At 68.9% G+C, this 22173-nt stretch carries 20 protein-coding genes and 2 rRNA genes; 20 read left to right on the plus strand and 2 right to left on the minus strand.

Annotation, left to right across the window (positions count from 1 at the left end):
- The first annotated feature begins 196 nt into the window (after positions 1-196).
- The 19 genes from AC3ANN_RS06730 (at position 197) to der (ending at position 20705) form a co-directional block, all read left to right on the plus strand.
- Positions 197-3303, plus strand: a 23S ribosomal RNA gene (locus tag AC3ANN_RS06730).
- Positions 3304-3413: 110 nt separating this feature from the next.
- A 5S ribosomal RNA gene (rrf, locus tag AC3ANN_RS06735) occupies positions 3414-3530 on the plus strand.
- A gap of 92 nt (positions 3531-3622) precedes the next feature.
- Complete coding sequence (locus AC3ANN_RS06740) at positions 3623-5347, plus strand: primosomal protein (protein WP_488340209.1); 1725 nt, start codon at positions 3623-3625, stop codon at positions 5345-5347.
- Positions 5347-6384, plus strand: coding sequence for an HAD-IIA family hydrolase (locus tag AC3ANN_RS06745; RefSeq protein ID WP_488340210.1), 1038 nt, complete (start codon positions 5347-5349; stop codon positions 6382-6384). Before AC3ANN_RS06740 ends, AC3ANN_RS06745 begins: the two co-directional genes overlap by 1 nt.
- Positions 6385-6422: 38 nt before the next feature.
- Entirely contained in the window at positions 6423-6581 is a 159-nt protein-coding gene (locus tag AC3ANN_RS06750; RefSeq protein ID WP_488340211.1) for a hypothetical protein, read from the plus strand.
- Complete coding sequence (locus tag AC3ANN_RS06755; RefSeq protein ID WP_488340212.1) at positions 6578-7378, plus strand: TlyA family RNA methyltransferase; 801 nt, start codon at positions 6578-6580, stop codon at positions 7376-7378. Before AC3ANN_RS06750 ends, AC3ANN_RS06755 begins: the two co-directional genes overlap by 4 nt.
- Positions 7375-8409 carry an NAD kinase gene (locus AC3ANN_RS06760; protein ID WP_488340213.1) on the plus strand — a complete coding sequence of 345 codons (1035 nt, stop codon included), beginning with the start codon at positions 7375-7377 and terminating at the stop codon, positions 8407-8409. Before AC3ANN_RS06755 ends, AC3ANN_RS06760 begins: the two co-directional genes overlap by 4 nt.
- A complete protein-coding gene (gene recN, locus AC3ANN_RS06765) occupies positions 8406-10097 on the plus strand; it encodes a DNA repair protein RecN (RefSeq protein WP_488340214.1) in 1692 nt (563 codons plus the stop codon). Before AC3ANN_RS06760 ends, recN begins: the two co-directional genes overlap by 4 nt.
- Positions 10098-10114: 17 nt before the next feature.
- Complete coding sequence (pyrG, locus tag AC3ANN_RS06770) at positions 10115-11836, plus strand: CTP synthase (RefSeq protein ID WP_488340797.1); 1722 nt, start codon at positions 10115-10117, stop codon at positions 11834-11836.
- Positions 11833-12462: an NUDIX domain-containing protein gene (locus AC3ANN_RS06775; protein WP_488340215.1), complete on the plus strand. Its 630-nt coding sequence runs from the start codon at positions 11833-11835 to the stop codon at positions 12460-12462. The genes pyrG and AC3ANN_RS06775 overlap by 4 nt, the downstream gene beginning before the upstream one ends.
- Before the next feature lie 21 nt (positions 12463-12483).
- Positions 12484-13455 (plus strand): site-specific tyrosine recombinase XerD, encoded by a 972-nt coding sequence (gene xerD / locus AC3ANN_RS06780; RefSeq protein WP_488340216.1) that lies wholly within the window; start codon positions 12484-12486, stop codon positions 13453-13455.
- A gap of 89 nt (positions 13456-13544) precedes the next feature.
- Positions 13545-14063 carry a septum formation family protein gene (locus AC3ANN_RS06785; RefSeq protein ID WP_488340217.1) on the plus strand — a complete coding sequence of 173 codons (519 nt, stop codon included), beginning with the start codon at positions 13545-13547 and terminating at the stop codon, positions 14061-14063.
- A 126-nt stretch (positions 14064-14189) separates the two neighbouring features.
- Positions 14190-15080: a ParA family protein gene (locus tag AC3ANN_RS06790; RefSeq protein WP_488340218.1), complete on the plus strand. Its 891-nt coding sequence runs from the start codon at positions 14190-14192 to the stop codon at positions 15078-15080.
- On the plus strand, positions 15064-15903 hold the full coding sequence (locus tag AC3ANN_RS06795) for a segregation and condensation protein A (RefSeq protein WP_488340219.1): 840 nt from the start codon (positions 15064-15066) through the stop codon (positions 15901-15903). Before AC3ANN_RS06790 ends, AC3ANN_RS06795 begins: the two co-directional genes overlap by 17 nt.
- Positions 15893-16528, plus strand: a complete 636-nt coding sequence (gene scpB / locus AC3ANN_RS06800; RefSeq protein ID WP_488340220.1) for an SMC-Scp complex subunit ScpB — start codon at positions 15893-15895, stop codon at positions 16526-16528. Before AC3ANN_RS06795 ends, scpB begins: the two co-directional genes overlap by 11 nt.
- Positions 16525-17334, plus strand: a complete 810-nt coding sequence (locus AC3ANN_RS06805; RefSeq protein ID WP_488340221.1) for a pseudouridine synthase — start codon at positions 16525-16527, stop codon at positions 17332-17334. Before scpB ends, AC3ANN_RS06805 begins: the two co-directional genes overlap by 4 nt.
- Positions 17335-18468 carry a prephenate dehydrogenase gene (locus AC3ANN_RS06810; protein WP_488340222.1) on the plus strand — a complete coding sequence of 378 codons (1134 nt, stop codon included), beginning with the start codon at positions 17335-17337 and terminating at the stop codon, positions 18466-18468.
- Positions 18461-19174 carry a (d)CMP kinase gene (gene cmk / locus AC3ANN_RS06815; RefSeq protein ID WP_488340223.1) on the plus strand — a complete coding sequence of 238 codons (714 nt, stop codon included), beginning with the start codon at positions 18461-18463 and terminating at the stop codon, positions 19172-19174. The genes AC3ANN_RS06810 and cmk overlap by 8 nt, the downstream gene beginning before the upstream one ends.
- The gene (gene der, locus AC3ANN_RS06820) at positions 19164-20705 is read left to right on the plus strand and encodes a ribosome biogenesis GTPase Der (protein WP_488340224.1); all 1542 of its coding nucleotides are present in this window, start codon (positions 19164-19166) and stop codon (positions 20703-20705) included. The genes cmk and der overlap by 11 nt, the downstream gene beginning before the upstream one ends.
- A 12-nt stretch (positions 20706-20717) precedes the next feature.
- Here the strand turns inward: der and AC3ANN_RS06825 are convergent, their stop codons facing one another.
- Both AC3ANN_RS06825 and AC3ANN_RS06830 read right to left on the minus strand, forming a co-directional pair.
- Positions 20718-20852: a hypothetical protein gene (locus AC3ANN_RS06825; protein WP_488340225.1), complete on the minus strand. Its 135-nt coding sequence runs from the start codon at positions 20850-20852 to the stop codon at positions 20718-20720.
- Complete coding sequence (locus AC3ANN_RS06830) at positions 20849-21208, minus strand: GNAT family N-acetyltransferase (protein WP_488340226.1); 360 nt, start codon at positions 21206-21208, stop codon at positions 20849-20851. The genes AC3ANN_RS06825 and AC3ANN_RS06830 overlap by 4 nt, the downstream gene beginning before the upstream one ends.
- Before the next feature lie 50 nt (positions 21209-21258).
- Between AC3ANN_RS06830 and AC3ANN_RS06835 the strand changes: the two genes are divergently transcribed.
- Complete coding sequence (locus AC3ANN_RS06835; protein ID WP_488340227.1) at positions 21259-22167, plus strand: NUDIX domain-containing protein; 909 nt, start codon at positions 21259-21261, stop codon at positions 22165-22167.
- The last annotated feature ends 6 nt before the right edge of the window (positions 22168-22173 follow it).

A 22173-nucleotide genomic window follows, 5' to 3' on the forward strand; every position in this document is an offset into this window, starting at 1 on the left:
TCCTGAGGGACCGGGCTTTACGCCTTTGGGACTTCTGGGCTCATCCTGTCGCCGGTGTTGTGCTGGTGTTGGGGTGGGTGCCGCCCGTACTTTGAGAACTACACAGTGGACGCGAGCATCTTAAAGAAGACGCTCTGCATGCTTTCGGGTGTGTGGGGTGTTGAATGTTCGATTCTTAATGGATCGGCTCATGTGATTTCAAGTCTTTAAGAGCAAACGGTGGATGCCTTGGCATCTGGAGCCGAAGAAGGACGTAGCAATCTGCGATAAGCCTCGGGGAACTGATAAGCAAGTTTTGATCCGAGGATGTCCGAATGGGGAAACCCCGCCAGGGCGCGTGCGTACCTGGTGACTCCCGCCTGAATATATAGGGCGGGTAGAGGGAACGTGGGGAAGTGAAACATCTCAGTACCCACAGGAAGAGAAAGCAACCGCGATTCCGTTAGTAGTGGCGAGCGAAACCGGAACAGGCTAAACCGAGTACGTGTGATATCCGGCAGGAGTTGCGTATTCGGGGTTGTGGGACTTTCCGTGCTGTTCTGCCGAGCAGCGAACGTGATGCGTCGATATAGGTGAACGGTCTTGAAAGGCCGGCCAGAGTGGGTGCCAGCCCCGTAACCGAAATGTCGGGTCGCAGCGTGGAGAGGATCCCAAGTAGCACGGGGCCCGAGAAATCCCGTGTGAATCTGTCAGGACCACCTGATAAGCCTAAATACTCCCAGATGACCGATAGCGGACAAGTACCGTGAGGGAAAGGTGAAAAGTACCCCGGGAGGGGAGTGAAATAGTACCTGAAACCGTTTGCTTACAAACCGTTGGAGCACCCCTGGTAGGTGTGACAGCGTGCCTTTTGAAGAATGAGCCTGCGAGTTAGCGATATGTGGCGAGGTTAACCCGGGTGGGGTAGCCGTAGCGAAAGCGAGTCTGAATAGGGCGATTCAGTCGCATGTCCTAGACCCGAAGCGAAGTGATCTATCCATGGCCAGGCTGAAGCGACGGTAAGACGTCGTGGAGGGCCGAACCCACTTAGGTTGAAAACTGAGGGGATGAGCTGTGGATAGGGGTGAAAGGCCAATCAAACTTCGTGATAGCTGGTTCTCTCCGAAATGCATTTAGGTGCAGCGTTGCGTGTTTCTTGCCGGAGGTAGAGCTACTGGATGGCCGATGGGCCCTACAAGGTTACTGACGTCAGCCAAACTCCGAATGCCGGTAAGTGAGAGCGCAGCAGTGAGACTGTGGGGGATAAGCTTCATAGTCGAGAGGGAAACAACCCAGACCACCATCTAAGGTCCCTAAGCGCGTGCTAAGTGGGAAAGGATGTGGAGTTGCTTAGACAACCAGGAGGTTGGCTTAGAAGCAGCCACCCTTGAAAGAGTGCGTAATAGCTCACTGGTCAAGTGATTCCGCGCCGACAATGTAACGGGGCTCAAGCACGCCACCGAAGTTGTGGCATTGACATTATTGGTAGGCCTTCGTGGTCCAGCCGTGTTGATGGGTAGGAGAGCGTCGTGTGGCGAGTGAAGCGGCGGGGTGACCCAGCCGTGGACGCCACACGAGTGAGAATGCAGGCATGAGTAGCGAAAGACGTGTGAGAAACACGTCCTCCGAAAGACCAAGGGTTCCAGGGTCAAGCTAATCTTCCCTGGGTAAGTCGGGACCTAAGGCGAGGCCGACAGGCGTAGTCGATGGACAACGGGTTGATATTCCCGTACCGGCGAAGAACCGCCCCAACCAATCCAGTGATGCTAAGTGTCCGAATCCCGGTGACGGATCCCTTCGGGGTGACGCGTCGGGCCTAGCACACGACCCTATGCTGGTGCGGTTAGCGTATTAACAGGTGTGACGCAGGAAGGTAGCCCATCCCGGGCGATGGTTGTCCCGGGGCAAGTGCGTAGGCCGAGAGATAGGCAAATCCGTCTCTCATACAGGCTGAGACACGATGCGGATGAAAAGTGGGTGATCCTATGCTGCCGAGAAAAGCATCGACGCGAGGTTCTAGCCGCCCGTACCCCAAACCGACTCAGGTGGTCAGGTAGAGAATACCAAGGAGATCGAGAGAATCGTGGTTAAGGAACTCGGCAAAATGCCCCCGTAACTTCGGGAGAAGGGGGGCCATCGGCGTATTAGGACTTGCTCCGAAAGCGTTTGGTGGCCGCAGAGACTAGTGGGTAGCGACTGTTTACTAAAAACACAGGTCCGTGCCAAGTCGCAAGACGATGTATACGGACTGACGCCTGCCCGGTGCTGGAAGGTTAAGAGGACGGGTCAGCCGCAAGGCGAAGCTCAGAATTTAAGCCCCAGTAAACGGCGGTGGTAACTATAACCATCCTAAGGTAGCGAAATTCCTTGTCGGGTAAGTTCCGACCTGCACGAATGGCGTAACGACTTCCCAACTGTCTCAACCGCGAACTCGGCGAAATTGCATTACGAGTAAAGATGCTCGTTACGCGCAGCAGGACGGAAAGACCCCGTGACCTTTACTACAGCTTGGTATTGGTGTTCGGTGTGGCTTGTGTAGGATAGGTGGGAGACTTTGAAGCGGATACGCCAGTATTCGTGGAGTCGTTGTTGAAATACCACTCTGGTCACTCTGGATGTCTAACTTCGAACCGTGATCCGGTTCAGGGACAGTGCCTGGTGGGTAGTTTAACTGGGGCGGTTGCCTCCCAAAAAGTAACGGAGGCGCCCAAAGGTTCCCTCAACCTGGTTGGCAATCAGGTGGCGAGTGTAAGTGCACAAGGGAGCTTGACTGTGAGACTGACAGGTCGAGCAGGGACGAAAGTCGGGACTAGTGATCCGGCAGTGGCTTGTGGAAGCGCTGTCGCTCAACGGATAAAAGGTACCTCGGGGATAACAGGCTGATCTTGCCCAAGAGTCCATATCGACGGCATGGTTTGGCACCTCGATGTCGGCTCGTCGCATCCTGGGGCTGGAGTAGGTCCCAAGGGTTGGGCTGTTCGCCCATTAAAGCGGTACGCGAGCTGGGTTTAGAACGTCGTGAGACAGTTCGGTCCCTATCCGCTGCGCGCGTAGGAAGTTTGAGAGGATCTGACCCTAGTACGAGAGGACCGGGTTGGACGAACCTCTGGTGTGCCAGTTGTACTGCCAAGTGCACCGCTGGTTAGCTACGTTCGGGATGGATAACCGCTGAAAGCATCTAAGCGGGAAGCCGGCCTCAAGATGAGACTTCCATACCCTTCGGGGTGAGAGGCTCCCAGCCAGACTACTGGGTTGATAGGCCAGATGTGGAAGCACGGCAACGTGTGCAGCTGACTGGTACTAATAAGCCGATGACTTGATAACACCCAACACTTCTGCGAGTGTTCGCGTCCACTGAGTGGTTCCCGATGTACGGTCGGGCAACCGCAACTGAACAACGACTTCATGTTGTGAACCTGAAACATCAAAAGAGTTTCGGCGGCCATAGCGAGAGGGAAACGCCCGGTCCCATTCCGAACCCGGAAGCTAAGCCTCTCAGCGCCGATGGTACTGCAGGGGAGACCCTGTGGGAGAGTAGGACACCGCCGGACACCCATTACACGGAATGGCCACCCAACGCAGGGTGGCCATTCCGCGTTAACAGCCGATTGTCTGAGGAATCAGCATCGGGGAGGATCGAGAAATGGCAGAGCACGAGTCGCGCGACGACGCTGAACGCAGACCCCGCGGCAGGCGTGACGACACGTCCTCGAACCGCAGCGATCGCAAGCCGTACGTGAAGCGGGATGGTGACCGCAAGCCGTACGAACGCCGTGACGCAGGCGATCGCAAGCCGTACGCCGCACACGACCGCGATCGCAAGCCGCACACGTCGCGTGATGCGGACCGAAAGCCTTATGTGAAGCGTGACGGCGACCGCAAGCCGTATCCGCGCCGTGACGACGAGCGCAAGCCGTATGCGAAGCGCGAGGGCGATCGTAAGCCGTACGCGCCGCGGGACGGTGACCGCAAGCCGTACGTCAGACGGGACGGCGACCGTCCGTACGAGAAGCGCGATGGTGACCGGAAGCCGTATGCGTCACGCGATGGTGACCGGAAGCCGTACGCGTCACGCGATGGTGACCGGAAGCCGTATGCGCCACGCGACGGTGACCGGAAGCCGTACGAGAAGCGCGACGGCGATCGCAAGCCGTACGCGTCACGGGACAGTGCGCGCAAGCCCTACGCGCAGCGCGATGGCGACCGCAAGCCGTACGAGCGGCGCGATGGCGACCCCAAGCCCTACGCCAAGCGCGACGGCGAGCGTCCGTACGCTCGCCGCGACGACGCTCGTGGCGCATCCGCGCGTGGGCCGCGGCCGACGCGGGGCGGTGCCAACCGCCCGGACCGCGAGGTCCGCGAGGGTGAGATCCGCCCTGTCCGGGCGCGCCATGACGATCCGATCATCCCGGAGGACGTCACGCCCGGCGATCTCCACCCGAGCGCGCGCAACGAGCTCAAGACGCTGAGCAGGGAGAACGCCGAACAGGTTGCGCGTCATCTGGCGATGGCATCGCAGCTCATCGACGAGGACCCCGAGCTCGCGCACCAACACGCGATCTCGGCATCCCGACGTGCCGGACGCATCGCTGTCGTCCGCGAGACCCTCGCGATCACGGCCTACGCGACCGGTGACTACGCCCTCGCCGTGCGCGAATTGCGCACATACCGGCGTATCTCCGGCAAGGACGACCAGATCGCCCTCCTCGTCGACAGCGAGCGGGGTGTCGGCCGCCCCGATCGCGCCCTCGAAGCCGGGCGCTCCGTCGATCGCTCGACGCTCGAGACGCCGGTACGCGTCGAGCTCGCGATCGCGATGTCGGGTGCCCGGCTCGACCAGGGGGAGCCCGAGCGCGCGCTGCTCGAGCTCGACATCCCCGAACTCGATCCCGATCGTGCCTACGAGTGGAGCCCGGCGCTCTTCGCGGCGCGCGCCACGGTGCTCGAGGAGCTCGGGCGCGAGGATGAGGCTGCGCAGTGGCGTAGGCGGGCGGTCGTGGCGGCCGAGGCGCTGGATGCCGCGTCGGGCTTCGGCGACCTCGAGACGGTCATCGTCGAAGAGGTCGAGGAGGAGGCCGACGAGCCCGAGGTCGCCGCAGAGTCCGCATCCGACGCCGCACCCGGAGCCGCGCGCGAGCCCGATGCCGCCACTCCCGCCGTCACCGACCGTGGCACGGAGCCCGACGCCGGCTCGGCGTCGGAGCCCGCCGAGCTCGCAGAGCCCTCGATCGCCGATGAGGTCGCGGAGCTGCTGGTCGAGGCCGGCGTCGACGAGCCGGCCGAGCACGACTCCGACGAGCCCGGCGAGCCCGACTCCGACGAGTCGGACGAGCACGGCGCGGCCGAGTCGGACGAGGCCGACCGCTGATGGGTCTGTTCGGACGGCGGTCGACGACCGCCGCCCCGCTCGACGGCGTGGACGTGGTGCTCGCCGACCTGGACGGCGTCGTCTATGCCGGCGCCGGCGCGTTGCCGCACGCCGTGGAGAGCCTCAACGCCGCGCGCGAAGGCAGGGCTCTCGGCTACATCACCAACAACGCTTCGCGAACGGATGCCTCGGTGGCCGCGCATCTGACGGAGCTCGGGCTTCCGACGACCGCTCGCGACGTGATCACGAGTCCTCAGGCCGCGATGCGACTGCTGAGCCGGCGCATCGCGCCGGGCTCGACCGTCCTCGTCGTGGGTGGTGACGGTCTGGTCGTCGAGGTCGAGAAGGCCGGATACGTGGTGACGCGCAGCGCGGAGGAGAATCCGGCGGCCGTCGTGCAGGGCTTCGCGCCCGAGGTGGGATGGACGCAGCTGGCCGAGGCCGCGTTCGCGCTGAAGGTGCCGGAGGAGGAGGGCGGCATCCCGTGGATCGCGACCAACACCGACTGGACCATCCCGCAGTCCCGCGGCGTGGCACCGGGCAACGGCACGCTCGTCTCCGCGGTGCACACGGCGGTGGGGCGTCTGGCCACGGTCGCGGGCAAGCCGGAAGTGCCGATCTTCGAGGAGGCGACCGCGCGGTTCGGCGCGCAGCATCCGCTGTTCCTCGGCGACCGGCTCGACACCGACATCCTCGGCGCCAACCGGGCGGGCATCGAGTCGGCGCTGGTGCTCACGGGCATCGACCGGCCGAAGCACGTGCTGGCGGCTCCGGAGGGCTCGCGGCCGACGTACATCCTGGCTGATCTTCGGGAGCTGCACGAGCCGTATCCCGAGGTGCACGTGAAGGACGGCATCGCCACAGTCCGCGGCGCTCGCGTCGCGATCGACGGGCCTGATGTCCGCATCGTGAGCGAGGGCGATCGTCCGATCGATCTCGTCCGGGCGGGTGCGGCCGCCATCTGGTCGACGGGCCGTGCGATCTTCGGCTTCCGAGTGCCCGAGCGGCTCTACGCGGATCCGTTCCACCGGCCGTGATCAAGGGCGGTGTCGTGTCGCGCCCGTATCCTGGGGGCATGGATCAGCCCAGCGAACGCGATGACGAGGCCGATGACCTGCTCTCGACGCTCGAGGTGATCGAGGCGCAGCCGCTCGCGACGCGAGCCGGGGCGTACGAGACGCTCCACGACACCCTCGCCCGGCGCCTCGAGGCGACCCCCGGCTCGCCGTCATGACGTCGCGCCTCGACGCCGCGCTGGCTGCTCGAGGATTGGCCCGCTCGCGCACGCACGCCGCGACCCTGATCGCCGAGGGGCTCGTGACCGTCGACGGTCGGCCCGTCGTCAAGCCGGCGACGCCGGTCGGCGACGGCAGCGTGCTCGAGGTCGCAGGCGGCGACCACTACGTCAGCCGGGCCGCGCACAAGCTCATCGCCGGGCTGGACGCGTTCGGCATCGACGTCCGCGACAGGCTGGCTCTCGACATGGGCGCATCGACCGGCGGATTCACCCAGGTGCTGCGCGAGCGCGGCGCCGAGCCGGTGATCGCCGTGGACGTCGGTCACGGGCAGCTGGCGGCATCCGTCGCCGACGACCCCGGCGTCGTGTCGGTCGAGGGCTTCAACGTGCGCCACATGACGCGCGACTCGCTCGCCGAGGCGACCGGCATCGACGCGGCGCCGTCGGTGATCACCGGCGACCTCTCGTTCATCTCGCTCGCACACGTGCTGCCGGCGGCTCGCGGCGTCGCCGCACCCGATGCGGATCTCGTGCTGCTCGTGAAGCCGCAGTTCGAGGTGGGCCGCACGGCGGTCAAGGGCGGTCTGGTGACGAATCCGGCGCTGCGTGCGGATGCCGTCGCGGGCGTGCTGTGGGCGGCGTGGGATGCCGGACTCGGCACGTGCGGCATCGTCTCCTCCCCGATCGTGGGAACGCACGGGAACTCCGAGTACATCGCACACCTCGCGCCGGGGCGGGGGAGCAATCCGACAGAATGGTTGGGCACTGTGAACCGACTGGCGGGGAGCCGATGAACAACTCCGATCCACGGGCCGACGCGCGGGCCGAGCGCAGCATCCTCGTGGTCGCGCACGCGCACCGGGCCGAGACGGTGGATGCGGCGGAGCGGGTCGTCACGGCACTGCGCGCCGCGGGAGCGCGGCCGGTGCTCGCCGCGGACGACAGCGAAGACGTCATCGCGGTCCGCCCGTCGTTCGCCGACATCGCGATCCTCGGTCGCGACGTGCCGGTCACCGACATCGAGCTGGCCATCGTGCTCGGTGGCGACGGCACGATCCTGCGCGCCGCCGAGCTGGTGCGCGACGGCACGGCACCTGTACTCGGCATCAACATGGGGCACGTGGGCTTCCTCGCCGAGATCGAGCGCGACGACATGGACGACGCCGTCCGCCGCGTGATCGAGCGCGACTACGACGTCGAGGAGCGGCTCGCGCTGCAGGTGCGCGTGAAGGACACCGTCGACTCGGTGATCTACGAGACATGGGCGCTCAACGAGGCGACCGTCGAGAAGGCGAGCCGTGAGCGCATGCTCGAGGTCGTCATCGAGATCGATGGGCGACCGCTGTCGACATTCGGTTGCGACGGGGTGGTCGTGTCGACCCCGACCGGCTCGACGGCGTACAACTTCTCGGCCGGCGGCCCCGTCATCTGGCCGACCGTCGAGGCGATCGCCGTCGTGCCGCTCTCGGCGCATGCGCTGTTCGCGGAGCCGCTCGTAGTGGGTCCGCAGCATTCGGTGGCGATCGAAGTGCTCGAGCACACGAACGGCACCGGCGTCCTGTGGTGCGACGGCCGGCGCTCCCACGACCTTCCGCCCGGCGCCCGCGTCGTCGTGCGCCGCTCCGATCGGCCCGTGCGTCTCGCGCGCCTGCATCCGGCGCAGTTCACCGACCGTCTCGTGCGGAAGTTCCGCCTGCCGGTCGAGGGGTGGCGGGGTCCGGCGGCGATCACCGCCGCGCTCCCGCTCACGTCCATGACCCCGGATGCCGCGGCTGCGGCATCCGACGCGCCCGCGGCTCGTCCGGCCGGGGAGGTCGCCCCGTGATCGAGGAGATGCGGCTGCGCGACCTGGGGGTGATCGCGGAGGCGACGTTGCCGATGGGGCCGGGGTTCACCGCGATCACCGGTGAGACCGGCGCGGGCAAGACCATGGTGGTGACCGGGCTCGGACTGCTCCTGGGCCAACGCGCCGATTCGGGGGCCGTGCGCGCGGGCGCCTCGCAGGCGACCGTCGACGGGGTGTGGATCGTGCCGGAGGACGGGGCGGTCGCGGAGCGCGTGCGCGAAGCCGGAGGCGACGTCGAGCCGATCGGCGACGGCCGCGCCGAGCTCTTCGTCGGACGCTCGATCTCGAGCGAGGGCCGCGGCCGCGCCTCGGTGGGCGGCCGCGCGGCTCCCGCCGGAGTCCTGGCGGACCTCGCCGATTCGCTCGTCGTCGTACACGGCCAGTCCGACCAGCTCCGGCTGCGTTCGGCGGCCGCACAGCGAGAGGCGCTCGACCGGTTCGGCGGCGATCCGGTGCAGGCCGCGCGCGGCGAGTATCGCCAGGCCTACGAGCGCTGGCGTGCGCTCGACCGCGAGCTCTCGCAGCTGACGTCCGATCGGGACGCGCGTGCGCGCGAGGCGGAGGAGCTGCGCACGCAGCTGGCCGAGATCGAGCAGGCGGCGCCGCAGCCCGGCGAGGACGCCGAGCTCTCCACGCGCGCTGAGCGGCTCGCGAACGCGGAGGAGCTGCGGCTGGCCGCGGCATCCGCCCACGACGCGCTGTCGGGCGACGGAGACGTGCCCGACGCGGGGTCGCTGCTGGCAGACGCGCGACGTTCGCTGGAACGCGTGCACGACCCAGTGCTCGAGGAGCTGGCCGCGCAGGTCGCCGACCTCGGCTATCGTGCGGCGGATGTCGCCGCAGCGCTCGCGGGCTATCTCGCCGATCTCGACGAGTCCGGCCCGCACGAGCTCGCCGCGGTGGAGGAGCGCCGGGCCGTGCTGGCCGCTCTCGTCCGTGCGCACGGCTCCCTGGACGCGGCGATCGACCTGCTCGATTCGGGTTCGGCGCGACTGGCCGAGCTCGACGACGACGGCGACCGCATCGAGAGGCTCACGAACGAGCGGGATGCCGCGGCATCCGCCCTCGACACCGCCGCCGAGACGCTCACCGCGGCGCGCACCGAAGCCGCCGCGCGGCTCGGCGCCGCCGTGACGGCAGAGCTGCGCGCGCTCGCGATGCCCGATGCGCGCCTCGAGGTGGCGGTGACCCCCGGCGCGGAGTCCGCGTCCGGGCGGGACGACGTCGCGATCCTGCTGGCTCCGCACCAGGGCGCCGAGCCCCGGCCGGTGTCGCGCGGTGCGAGTGGAGGCGAGCTCAGTCGCGTGATGCTCGCGATCGAGGTCGTGATCGCCGCGGTCGACCCCGTGCCGACGTTCGTCTTCGACGAGGTCGACGCCGGCATCGGCGGCGCCGCCGCGATCGAGGTGGGGCGGCGTCTGGCCCGCCTCGCGCAGTCGTCGCAGGTGATCGCGGTGACCCACCTCGCGCAGGTCGCGGCGTTCGCGGCCAACCATCTGACCGTCGTGAAGGCGAACGACGGCTCGGTCACGGCATCCGACGTCCGTCGCCTGGAAGGGGCGGAGCGCGAGGCCGAGATGGCGCGCCTGCTGTCGGGCATGCCCGACTCGGACGCGGCGCTCACCCACGCCCGCGAGTTGCTCAGCCTTCGCACTCAAGCCGACTGATAGGATAAAAGCCCGTGATGCAGACTTCTGGTTCTTCCCGCGGCGACTCTTCAGACGACACCACCAAGCACATCTTCGTGACCGGTGGTGTCGTCTCCTCTCTCGGCAAGGGCCTCACCGCCGCCAGCCTCGGGAACCTCCTGACGGCGCGCGGTCTGCGCGTGGTCATGCAGAAGCTCGACCCGTATCTCAACGTCGATCCGGGCACGATGAACCCGTTCCAGCACGGAGAGGTCTTCGTCACCGACGACGGCGCCGAGACCGACCTCGACATCGGCCACTACGAGCGATTCCTCGACATCGAGCTGAGCCAGGCGGCCAACGTCACGACGGGGCAGATCTACTCGCAGGTGATCGCGAAGGAGCGCCGCGGCGAGTACCTGGGCGACACGGTCCAGGTGATCCCGCACATCACCGACGAGATCAAGCGCCGCATGCGCCTGCAGGCCACCGAGGAGCCGCGCCCCGACGTCATCATCACCGAGATCGGCGGCACGGTCGGCGACATCGAGTCGCAGCCGTTCATCGAGTCGGCGCGGCAGATCCGGCACGAGCTCGGCCGAGGCAACGTGTTCTTCGTGCACGTGTCGCTGGTGCCGTTCATGGGCGCTTCGGGCGAGCAGAAGACCAAGCCGACCCAGCACTCCGTCGCGGCCCTGCGCTCGATCGGCATCCAGCCCGACGCGCTCGTGCTGCGCAGCGATCGCCCGGTCACCGAGTCCAACAAGCGCAAGATCGCGCTCATGTGCGACGTCGACGAGGGCGCGGTCGTGAACGCGGTCGACGTGCCGAGCATCTACGACATCCCCTCGATGCTGAACGCCCAGGGCCTGGACGAGTACATCGTCCGCGCCCTCGGCCTGTCCAAGGCCGCGGACGTCGACTGGTCGCGCTGGGAGCGCGTGCTGCAGGCCGTGCACAACCCCAAGCACGAGGTCACGATCGGCCTGGTCGGCAAGTACATCGATCTTCCGGATGCCTACCTCTCGGTCACCGAGGCGCTCAAGGCCGGCGGGTTCGCGCAGGAGACCCACGTCAACATCCGCTGGATCCCCTCGGACGAGTGCGAGACGCCGGAGGGCGCCGCGAAGGCGCTCGCACCACTGGACGGCATCGTGATCCCGGGCGGCTTCGGCATCCGCGGCATCGAGGGCAAGATCGGGGCGCTGAAGTTCGCGCGTGAGCAGGGCATCCCGACGCTCGGCATCTGTCTGGGCCTGCAGTGCATCGTGATCGAGTACGCGCGTCACGTCGCCGGCATCGCGGACGCGTCCTCGAGCGAGTTCGACCCCGACACCGAGCACCCGGTCATCGCGACGATGGAGGAGCAGGTCGACATCCTCGATCACGGCGACCTCGGCGGCACGATGCGCCTGGGACTCTATCCGGCCGACCTCCTCGAGGGCTCGATCGCGGCGGAGGTCTACGGCTCGAACCGCGCGTCCGAGCGCCACCGCCACCGTTACGAGGTCAACAACCGCTACCGCGATCGGATCGCGGAGGCGGGCCTGGTGTTCTCGGGGGTCAACCCCGACCTCGACCTCGTGGAGTACGTCGAGCTGCCGCGCGACGTGCATCCGTACTACATCGCGACGCAGGCTCACCCCGAGCTGCGTTCGCGCCCGACCGACGCGAACCCGCTGTTCCGCGGCCTCGTCGGCGCGGCGCTCGAACGTCACCGCTCGAGTGAGCTGTTCGATGTCGAGCCCTTCGAGCCCGCCGAGGAATCGGTGGCGTGACCGGCGAACGGATGCCGCAGCCCGGCGCCTCGACGGAGGCGGCGGGTGTGCTCGCCGACGAGCCGGTCGACGCGAAGGTCCTCGAGAGCGAGCGCGTCTACGAAGGTCGGGTGTGGGATGTCCGCAGCGACACGGTGTCGTACGGCGGTGGCCGGATCGTGCGCCAGTACGTCGACCATCCCGGCGCCGCGGCGGTGGTGGCGCTGGACGAGGACGACCGGGTGCTGCTGATCCAGCAGTATCGGCATCCGATCCGCCATCGCGACTGGGAGGTGCCCGCAGGACTCCTCGATGTGGACGGCGAGAGCCCCCTCCAGACCGCGCGTCGCGAGCTCGCCGAGGAGGCGGACCTCGTGGCGGAGTCGTGGGAGCCGCTCGTCAGCATCTTCACGACGCCGGGCGGCAACGACGAGATCGTGCATCTCTTCCTGGCGCGCGGGCTCTCGCCCGCAGGCGCCGTGCACGCGCGCGAGGACGAGGAGGCCGACATCCGTCTGGAATGGGTGCCTCTCGACGAGGCGGTCGCGGGCATCTTCTCGGGTCGGCTGCGCAACGGCATCATGACGGTGGGCGTGCTGGCCGCGCGCGAGCGCCTGCGCTCGGCGCGGGAGGCATCGGGCACCTGAGCAGAGGCGGCGGGAGGACGCATGCAGCTGGAACGAGCGGTGGACTCCTACCTGCGGCACGTCTCGATCGAGCGCGGCCTGTCGGAGAACACGGTGGCGGCGTATCGCCGTGACCTCGCCGGCTACGTGGCGTGGCTGCGCGAGCAGGGACTCGGTGACACGTCGGCGGTGACCGCCGAGGTCGTCGGCTCGTTCGTTGCGGACCGCGCCGCAGCGCGTCCGCCGATCGCTGCCTCCTCGCTCGCGCGGCTCCAGTCCTCGGTGAGGGGCCTCCACCGCTTCCTCGCGCGGGAAGGCGTCGAGACGGCCGACCCGGCGGCGCGCCTGCGCCCGCCCAAGCAGCCGCGCCGGCTTCCGAAGGCGCTGACCATCGAGCAGGTCGAGCAACTGCTGGATGCCGCGGGCCCGGCACCCGCGACGGTGCCCGCCGTGTCCGGTCCCGGTGCCGGGAATGAGACGGCGGGCGGAGCGGCGCCCGGCGACCTCATCGGCATGCGCGACCGCGCGCTGCTCGAGCTGCTCTACGCCACCGGCGCGCGCGTCTCGGAGATCGTGCAGCTCGCCGTCGACGACGTGAGCCATGGCGACGTGCTGCGAGTGCGGGGCAAGGGCTCCAAGGAGCGCATCGTGCCGGTCGGCTCGTATGCCCGTGCGGCGCTCGACGTGTACCTCACCCGCGCCCGCCCCGAGCTGTCGCGCCGGGGTCGTGCGACACCGAGGCTGTTCCTCGGGGCGCGTGGAGCTCCGCTGTCGCGGCAGAGCGCGTGGCTCGTCATCCAATCGGCCGCGGAGCGCGCGCACCTGACGGCGCATGTCTCGCCGCACACGCTGCGGCACTCGTTCGCGACGCATCTCCTGCAGGGCGGCGCCGACGTACGCGTCGTGCAGGAGCTGCTCGGACACGCCTCGGTGGCCACGACCCAGATCTACACATATGTGTCGGTGGACGCGCTGCGTGACGTGTACGCCACGTCGCACCCACGGGCCCGATGATCGATTTCGCCCCGTCTGCGATTCTCCGACAGACTGGGCGGCTGGGATCCCGCCGCACGGCGGGATCGACGTTTCACCCGGGGGACCGAATGAAGAAGACACCTGCCCGAATCGCGCTCGCGCTCGTCGCCGCCGCAGCGGCCGTCGCCTTGAGCGGCTGTTCCATCGTGGATCAACTCCTGCCCGCGGAGCAGCCGGTGCGCGACGCCGAGACCGGCGAGGTCACGGAGGAGGTCGACAACGCCGACGTCTTCGCGATCCGCGTCGGCGACTGCCTGAACACCTCGGACCTCGACACCACCGACGAGGTCAGCGACGTCCCGGTGGTCCCGTGCTCGGACCCGCACGAGGACGAGGTGTACCACGCCTACACGCTGGAGGACGGTGAGTATCCGGGGGAGGAGGCGATCGTCGCCGACGCCGACACCACGTGCGTCGCCGAGTTCGCGACCTTCATCGGACTCGCGTACGAGCAGTCGGTGCTGGACTACTGGCCGATGTATCCGACGGCAGGATCGTGGGAGAACGGTGACCGCGAGGTGCTGTGCGTCGCGTGGGATCCGTCTGGCGCGAAGGTCACCGGAACGCTCGCCGGAGCCGCGCGCTGATGGCCGTCGCGGCGCCCGGTCGACGGGCGCCGCGACCGTCCCCTCCTGCCGCCCGCGCGGCGCTTCGCCGAAGGATTCCGCCTAGAGCCGACTAGTATCGAGCGAGCACGAGGAAGCGGGAGCACGGTGGCTGACAGCAGGACGAAGACAGGGTCGGCGAAGACCTCGCAGTCCGAGGTTCCGATCGGACCGACCGGACGTCCCTATCACGGCTTCGCCACACCCCCCAAGCTCGACGGCCACGGACCCGCCCGCATCATCTCGCTGTGCAACCAGAAGGGCGGCGTCGGCAAGACGACGACCACCATCAACCTCGCAGCGGCGCTCGCCGGCTACGGGCGCAAGGTGCTCGCGGTGGACTTCGACCCGCAGGGCGCGCTGTCGGCGGGCCTCGGCATTCAGACGCACGAGATCCCGACGATCTACGACCTGCTGCTCGACGGGAAGCGCGACCCGTACGACGTCATCGTGCGCTCGCGCGTGGAGAACCTCGACGTCATCCCGGCGAACATCGACCTGTCTGCCGCCGAGGTGCACCTCGTGAACGAAGTCGCGCGTGAGCAGACTCTCTCGCGCGTGCTGCGCAGGATCGCGGGGGACTACGACGTCGTGCTGATCGACTGCCAGCCCTCGCTCGGGCTGCTGACGGTGAACGCGCTCACCGCGAGCCACGGTGTGATCATCCCGCTCGAGTGCGAGTTCTTCGCGCTGCGCGGCGTCGCGATGCTGATCGAGACCATCGACAAGGTGCGCGACCGTCTCAACCCCACGATCACGCTGGACGGCGTGCTCGCGACGATGTACGACCCGCGCACCCTGCACTCGCGCGAGGTGCTCGAGCGTGTGGTCGACGCCTTCGGCGACGACGTGCTCGAGACGGTGATCGGCCGCACGGTGAAGTTCCCCGACGCGTCGGTCTCCGGCATGCCCATCACCGAGTTCGCGCCCGAGCACGCCGCCGCGCAGGCCTACCTGCGACTGGCGCGAGAGCTGGTCGCCCGTGGCGCCGTCGCCTGACGCCTCGACGGGCTCGGCCGCCGGTGAGGCCACGGCGGAGGAACCGGGCTTCCGCGTTTCGCTGTCGAACTTCGACGGCCCCTTCGATCTGCTGCTGAACCTCATCTCGAAGCACGAGCTCGACATCACCGAGGTCTCGCTGTCGAAGGTGACCGACGAGTTCATCTCGTACCTGCGACAGCTGGGTCCCGACGAGGATCTCGACGAGGCATCCGAGTTCCTGGTCGTCGCGGCGACGCTGCTCGACATGAAGGTCGCGGGGCTGCTGCCCCAGGGCGAGCTCGTCGATGCCGAGTCGGTCGCGCTGCTGGAGGCGCGCGACCTTCTGTTCGCGCGGCTGCTGCAGTACCGCGCGTTCAAAGAGGTCTCGGCGTGGTTCGAACGGTGCCTGCGTCGCGAGGAGCGGCGGCACACGCGTTCGGTGCGCCTCGACGAGAAGTACCGCAACGCCGTGCCTGAGCTGGCCTGGTCGCTCAGCGTCGACGATTTCGCGGCGCTCGCACTCCTCGCGATGACGCCGAAGGAGATCCCGCGCGTCGGTCTCGACCATCTGCACGCGCCGCTGGTGAGCATCCGCGAGCAGGCGGCGATCGTGGTGACGCTGCTGCGGGATGCCGGGACTCTGACCTTCCGCGAGCTCATCGCCGGCGCGACCCAATCGGGAGTCGTGGTGGCGCGGTTCCTGTCGGTGCTCGAGCTCTACCGCCACGCCGCCCTCTCGTTCGAGCAGCTCGAGCCGCTCGGTGAGCTGACTCTCCGCTGGAGCGCCCAGCGGTGGTCCGACGAGAACCTCGCGACCCTGGGAGCCGACTATGACCGATGATTCGACAAGCTCACCCACCGCGGACGGGACGGACGCCGCCCCGCCCGCAGTCGACGCGACGGACGTCGCGCGGCGCCTCGAGGCGATCCTGCTGATCGTCGAGGAGCCGCAGAGCCTGGTGAGCCTCGCGGCGGCCGTCGGGGCGCCGGTCCCCGCGGTTCGTCAGGCGATCGAAGCCCTCGTCGACGACTACGACGGCCGCGCCGGCGGACCGGTGCGCGGATTCGAGCTGCGCGAGGTCGGCGGCGGATGGCGCCTGTACGTGCGGGAGGAGCTCGACGACCTCGTGAGCGAGTTCGTGGGCGGCCAGGCGCCGTCGCGGCTGTCGCAGGCGGCGCTCGAGACGCTCGCCGTGATCGCCTACAAGCAGCCGGTGACCCGCAGCCAGGTCGCCTCGATCCGCGCCGTGAACGTCGACTCTGTGGTGCGGACGCTGCTGGCCCGCGGGCTCATCACCGAGCTGTTCACGGATGCCGAGACCGGCGCGATCAACTACGGCACCACCGATGCGCTCCTGGTGCACCTCGGCATCAACTCCCTGGACGAGCTTCCCCACATCTCGCCGCTGCTCGACGGCGCCGACGAGGTCGCGGGCGACGTCTTCGACGAAAGGGCACGACGATGAGCGATCAGGAGCCGCTGGGATCCGGAGCGCCTGCGGAGGGCATCCGGCTGCAGAAGGCGCTTGCGAACGCCGGCGTCGCCTCGCGCCGCGTCGCCGAGCAGTACATCGTCGAAGGGCGGGTACGGGTCAACGGCACTGTCGTGACCGAGCTCGGCTCGCGCATCGACCCCGACCGCGACCTCGTCGACGTCGACGGCACGGCGGTGCAGCTCGATCAGTCCAAGCGCTACGTCATGCTCAACAAGCCCACGGGCGTCGTCAGCTCGATGAAGGACGACCGCGGTCGCCCCGACCTGCGCCGCTTCACGAAGGAGTGGCCGGAGCGGCTGTACAACGTGGGGCGACTGGATGCCGAGACCAGCGGCCTGCTCGTGCTCACGAACGACGGCGAGCTCGCGCACGTGCTCGCCCACCCGTCGTTCGGCGTGACGAAGGTGTACATCGCCAAGGTGGAGGGCCGCGTCACGCCGCAGACCATCCAGACGCTGGTGCGGGGGATCGACCTCGAGGACGGCCCGATCGCGGCCGACAAGGCGCGGCTGCTGTCCACCTCGGCCGAAGGCGGCGGGTCGCTCGTCGAGCTCACGCTGCATTCGGGCCGCAATCGCATCGTGCGACGCGTGATGGACGCGGTGGGGCATCCCGTCGTCGAGCTCGTCCGACGGCAGTTCGGTCCGCTCCACCTGGGAACACTGCCAGCCGGGCGGGCGCGCGAGTTGACTAAAGTAGAGCGCGGCGCTCTGCTGACTCTCGCGCGCCGTGACACCTCGTCCACTCAGGCGGGAGAGGGCGAACAGGAGACGTAAGTGACCGATTCCGCCGCGCGTGCCGTCCGCGACACCGCCGGCCTCGCTCCGCGCGTGCAGGGTACCGTGCGGATCGTGGGGGCCGGGCTGCTCGGCGCCAGCATCGGCCACGCGCTGAGCGCCCGGGGGATCGATGTCGCCCTCGACGACACCTCTCCGTCGCAGCTGCGCCTCGCTGTCGACTACGGTGCGGGCCGGCGCGCCGTCGACGGCGACGACCCGGCGCTGGTCGTGGTCGCGGTCCCGCCCGACGTGACCGCCGACGTCATCGAGCGCGAGCTCACCCGATTCCCGCGGGCGGTCGTGACGGACGTCGCGAGCGTCAAGCTCGAGCCGCTGCGCGTGCTGCGCGACCGCGGCGTCGACCTCACGCACTACATCGGCTCGCACCCGCTCGCCGGCCGTGAGCGTGGCGGAGCGATTTCGGCCCGTGCCGACATCTTCGTCGGACGTCCGTGGGTCGTGTGCCGCGACGAGGAGACGCCGTCGGCCGACCTCGCTCTCGTCGAGGCGCTCGCGCTCGACCTCGGCGCGACGCCGATCGAGATGTCGCCCGAAGACCACGATCGCGCGGTGGCCCTCGTCTCGCACGTGCCGCAGCTGGTCGCGAGCCTGCTCGCGGGCCGGTTCGTGGACGCGCCCGACGACAGCCTCCGGCTCGCGGGTCAGGGCGTGCGCGACACGACCCGGATCGCGGCATCCGCCCCCGAACTGTGGGTGCAGATCCTCGGCGCCAACGCGGAGCCTGTGGTCGACGTGCTCGACCGCCTCGCGGCTGACCTCTCGGCGGTGGCCGACGCACTGCGCTCGCCTGACGCACCCGGAGCCCGCCGCGCGGTGGCCGACACGATCCGCCGCGGAAACGACGGCGTCGAGCGTCTCCCCGGCAAGCACGGGCAGAACCGCCGCTTCGAGCAGGTCGTCGTGATGGTCGACGACACCCCCGGTCAGCTCGGCCGCTTGTTCGGCGAGCTCGGCGAGCTCGGCGTCAACGTGGAAGACCTGCGCCTGGAGCATTCGCCCGGCGCCCAGTTCGGCCTCGCCGAGATCAGCGTCGTCCCGAGCGCAGTGCGCCGGGCCGTGGACGGCCTCGAAGCGCGCGGCTGGAAGATTGCGAGCACCACCAATGACTGACCCGATCATCGTCGCGGTCGACGGTCCGGCCGGGAGCGGCAAGTCGAGCGTGTCGAAGCAGGCTGCGCGCCGCCTCGGCTACGGCTACCTCGACACCGGAGCCGCCTACCGGGCCCTGGCCTGGCACGCGCTCGAGCACGGCATCGACACGTCGGACGCGGCATCCGTCCTCGACGTCGCGAGCGACTTCGACTACGCGATCTCACTCGACCCCGACGCGTACTGGGTGCGGGTCGGCGGCACCGACGTGACCGACGCGATCCGCGAGCCCCGCGTGTCGGACGCGGTGAGCGGCGTCGCGCGTGTGCCCGCCGTGCGCCAGTCGGTCAACGCGCTCTTCCGCGCGCTCGTCGCCGGCTCGGGTCGCCCGGGCGTCGTCGTCGAGGGCCGCGACATCACGACCGTCGTCGCGCCCGACGCTCCGGTGCGCATCCTCCTCACCGCCGCGCCGGAGGTCCGGGCGGCACGCCGCAGCGCCGAGCTGACGACGCAGGATGCCTCGGCCGTCGCCGCGGCACTCCACCGGCGCGACGCCTCCGACTCGACGGTCGTCGACTTCCTCACCGCCGCACCCGGCGTCGCGGTCGTGGACTCGACCGACCTTGATTTCGACCAGACCGTGGACGCCGTGCTCGGCGTCGTCGACAAGACGCTCGGTGCGTCCGCGGATGGTCCCCTGCAGACAGGAGCCCGAGATGGCAGCTGACGACGACCGCTCCGAGTTCGAGGAGTACGAAGCCGGCGAGGACCACCTCGCCGAGAACCTCGCCGCGCTCGACGACGACCTCGCCGAACAGCGCGCGGCGGCGCTGCGCGCGGGCCTCGAGGACTACGACCTCGAGGCCGATGACCAGGACCTCCTGGAAGGGCTGGTCCGCGGAGACGACGGCATCGAGATTCTGCCGGCCCTTCCGGTGGTGGCGATCGTGGGCCGACCGAACGTCGGCAAGTCGGCGCTCGTGAACCGCATCCTCGGCCGCCGCGAAGCGGTGGTCGAGGACACACCCGGCGTCACGCGCGACCGCGTGACGTACAAGGCGGAGTGGATGGACCGCCGCTTCACCATCGTCGACACGGGTGGCTGGGAGCCCGACGCGAAGGGCATCGACCGCTCGGTCGCCGCGCAGGCCGAGGTCGCGATCGACCTGTCGGACGTCGTGATGTTCGTCGTCGACGCCATGGTCGGTGCGACCTCGACCGACGAGCACGTCGTGCGACTGCTGCGCAAGAGCGGCAAGCCGGTGTTCCTCGTCGCCAACAAGGTCGACGACGCACGCCAGGAGCCCGAGGCGGCGGCGCTGTGGAACCTGGGCCTCGGGGAGCCGCACCCGGTCTCGGCGATCCACGGGCGCGGCGTCGCCGACCTCCTCGACGAGGTCGTGAAAGTCCTGCCCGACGTCTCGGCCGTGGCCAAGAACGAGATCGGCGGTCCGCGCCGCGTCGCGATCCTCGGCCGCCCGAACGTCGGCAAATCGTCGCTGCTCAACAAGGCCGCGGGCGAGGAGCGCGTCGTCGTCAACGAGCTCGCCGGCACGACCCGCGACCCGGTCGACGAGCTCGTCGAGGTCGGCGGCAGGATGTGGCGCTTCGTCGACACGGCGGGCATCCGTCGTCGCGTGCACCTGCAGCAGGGAGCGGACTTCTACGCGTCGCTGCGCACGTCCGCCGCGCTCGAGAAGGCGGAGGTCGCCGTCGTCGTGCTCGACGTCACGCAGCCCCTCAGCGAGCAGGACGTGCGCATCATCGATCTCGTGCTCGAGTCGGGTCGCGCGCTCGTGCTGGCGTTCAACAAGTGGGACCGCCTGAACGACGACGACATGGACGGCATCGACCGCCGCCGCTATCTCGAGCGCGAGATCGAGCAGGACCTCGCGCACGTGGCGTGGGCGCCGCGCGTGAACATCTCGGCGCGCACCGGCCGGCACCTCGACAAGCTGGTGCCCGCGCTCGAGACCGCGCTCGAGTCGTGGGATCAGCGCATCTCGACGGGCAAGTTCAACGCGTTCCTGTCGGAGCTTGTCGCCGAGCACCCGCACCCCGTCCGCGGCGGCAAGCAGCCGCGCATCCTCTTCGGCACGCAGGCGGCGACGCGCCCGCCCACCTTCGTGCTGTTCACGACGGGCTTCCTCGACCCCGGCTACCGCCGCTTCATCCAGCGGCGCCTGCGAGAGCTCTTCGGCTTCGAGGGCACGCCGATCGTGATCAACATGCGCGTGCGGGAGCGCCGCCAGCGCTGACGGAGACGGTCTTCACGCGCCCTGCGCGGCCGGGCGCACCATCGCCGTGCGGCCCGGCTCGGCGAACCCGAACTGCCGGTAGAGGTCGTGCGCGTCGTCGGTGAACAGGGTCCAGCGCATGTCGCGGCCCGGACCGTCTTCGATCATGAGCTGCATTCTCGCTTGCCGAGGCCGCGTCCGCGGTGATCGGCCAGCACGAAGACATCGGCGAGGTACGCGAAGCCGACGCCGTCCGACACGGCGCGCGCGAACCCGACTTGCGCGCCCGTGTCGGTGCGGTAGGCGCCGACGACGCGCCATGCGGTGTCGAGCTGCGTCTCGATCTGCGCTCGCGTGCGCCAGCGGCCCCAGTAGGCCTCGGTCGACAGCCACTGCCAGACGATGTCGCGCTGGATGCGGGCGGGGTCGTCGTCGAGCTCGTAGTCCATCCCGCCATTCTGCTGGGTCGGCGCAGCCGCGATGGCGGGCCGCGCGCACAGGAGTGGACCGGGGGTCTGCGTCACGCGCGGTAGCGTGGGCGCCCCGATCTCGATGGGTGTGACAGGCTGACAGGGTGACGATCGAGCCTCCCGCCCCCGGCGAGCCGCGCCGCCCGCTCGGTCCGCGCGATCCCGGCGACGCGTGGGTCGTCTCGCCGACGGGCGAGCGCTACTGGGGTCGGTTCGGGGCCGCCGGCCTGCTCGCGATCGACCCGCACCAGGGCGTCCTGCTGCAGCACCGGGTCTCGTGGAGCCACTTCGGCGACACGTGGGCGTTGCCCGGCGGTGCGCGGCACGAGGGGGAGTCGGCGAACGACGGAGCGCTGCGCGAGGCCGCGGAAGAGGCCGGCGTGCCCGACGGCGCGATCCGCCCGCGACTGCTGAGCGTGCTCGACCTCGGATACTGGAGCTACACCACTCTCGTCGGAGACGTCGTGGTGCCGTTCGAGCCGACGATCAGCGACCCCGAGAGCCGTGAGCTCGCGTGGGTGCCGGTCGACGACGTGACGAGCCACGCGCTCCATCCGGGCTTCGCCGACTCGTGGGAGCGGCTGCGCGGCCTCGTGCCGGTGCGGCCCGCGGTCGTCGTCGACGCGGCCAACGTCGTCGGCTCCGTTCCGGACGGCTGGTGGCGCGATCGCGCCGGCGCGACGGACCGGCTGCTGCAGCAGCTCTCGGCCCTGGCCTCGGATGGCGTGCCGGCCGGAGCCCTCGAGCTCGCCGAGCACACGTGGTTCCCGGAATGGGTCGTGGTCGTCGAAGGGCAGGCGCGTTCGGTCGCGGATGCCGCGGGCGTCGAGGTCGTGCGGGCCGAGGCATCTGGTGACGATGCGATCGCCGCGCAGGCTCGGCGACTCGTCGACGCGGGCCGGGCGGTGACGGTCGTCACGAGCGATCGCGGGTTGGCGGAACGGGCGGTGCATGCGGGCGCCGCCGTCCGCGGCACCCGCTGGCTGCGCGACCTGCTCCCCGCCGGTCGTTGAGCGAGC

This window comes from Microbacterium sp. STRO-2N (assembly GCF_057747775.1).